Origin of the sequence: Novacetimonas cocois (genome assembly GCF_003311635.1) — a bacterium.
Taxonomy (GTDB): domain Bacteria; phylum Pseudomonadota; class Alphaproteobacteria; order Acetobacterales; family Acetobacteraceae; genus Novacetimonas; species Novacetimonas cocois.
The window spans coordinates 1-820 of record NZ_QEXL01000067.1 but is presented as its reverse complement, the minus strand read 5'-3'; the positions used below and the strand labels follow the sequence as shown (position 1 = coordinate 820).

Here is an 820-nt window from a genome sequence, read left to right as displayed (position 1 = left end):
GGGCCTGTTGGGAATTATCGTGAATTGATGACTGCGGCGACAAGATGGATCATGGCTGCGAATGACCTGTCTGTCTTGTCGCTGCGCATGGCGATACGCTTGAACTCCTTGAGCTTGCAAAAGAAGTTTTCGATGAGATGACGCGCTTTGAACAGGCTCCCATCGAACGGGCGTCTTTCGAGGCGGTTCCTGCGCTGGGGAATGACCGCACAGGCACCCTGCGCACGGATGGTGTCTACGATCCAGTGGACATCAAATGCCTTGTCGGCAAGAATTCCCTTGAAATCCGCCGGTTCGAGAAGAGGTGCCACGCCGACCGTATCGTAATGCTGGCCGGGGATGAGCGTGCGGACCAGATTGCCCAGGGCGTCAGTGATGGCGATGATCTTGGTTGACCATCCCGTCACACTGCGTCCTATCGCCTGACTTCGGGTCCCCCTTTTGCGCCCTGACCATGACGGTGAACCCGGACCACCGTGCCGTCGATCATCGCATATTCCATGTCTGCCTCGTCAGAGACAGCTTCAAAAAGCCGTTTGAAAACACCGGCTTTCATCCAGTCGCTGTAACGGGAATAGACCGAGTTCCAATGTCCGAAATACGTCGGAAGGTCCCGCCATGGACTGCCAGTCCGGGCAATCCATAAGACCGCCTCGATGAAAAGACGGTTGTCCTGTCCACTGCGCCCCCGATCCGTTTTCTTGCCAAGGCACAGCGGTTCCATTTTCGCCCATTGGGCATCTGTCAGTACGAAGCGATCCATACGCATTTTGAATCACATTCAGATGCTTGAAAAAAGTATAATTCCCCACAGGCCCTG

General features: G+C 55.1%; 1 protein-coding gene. It reads right to left on the bottom strand.

The window, feature by feature from the left end:
• Positions 1-14: 14 nt before the first annotated feature.
• Positions 15-769 (bottom strand): IS5 family transposase gene (locus tag NJLHNGOC_RS15530; RefSeq protein ID WP_113597114.1). Its coding sequence is split into 2 segments (ribosomal slippage): positions 15-433 and positions 433-769, totalling 756 coding nucleotides; the frame shifts between segments, so codons are not numbered across the junction.
• Positions 770-820 lie beyond the last annotated feature (51 nt).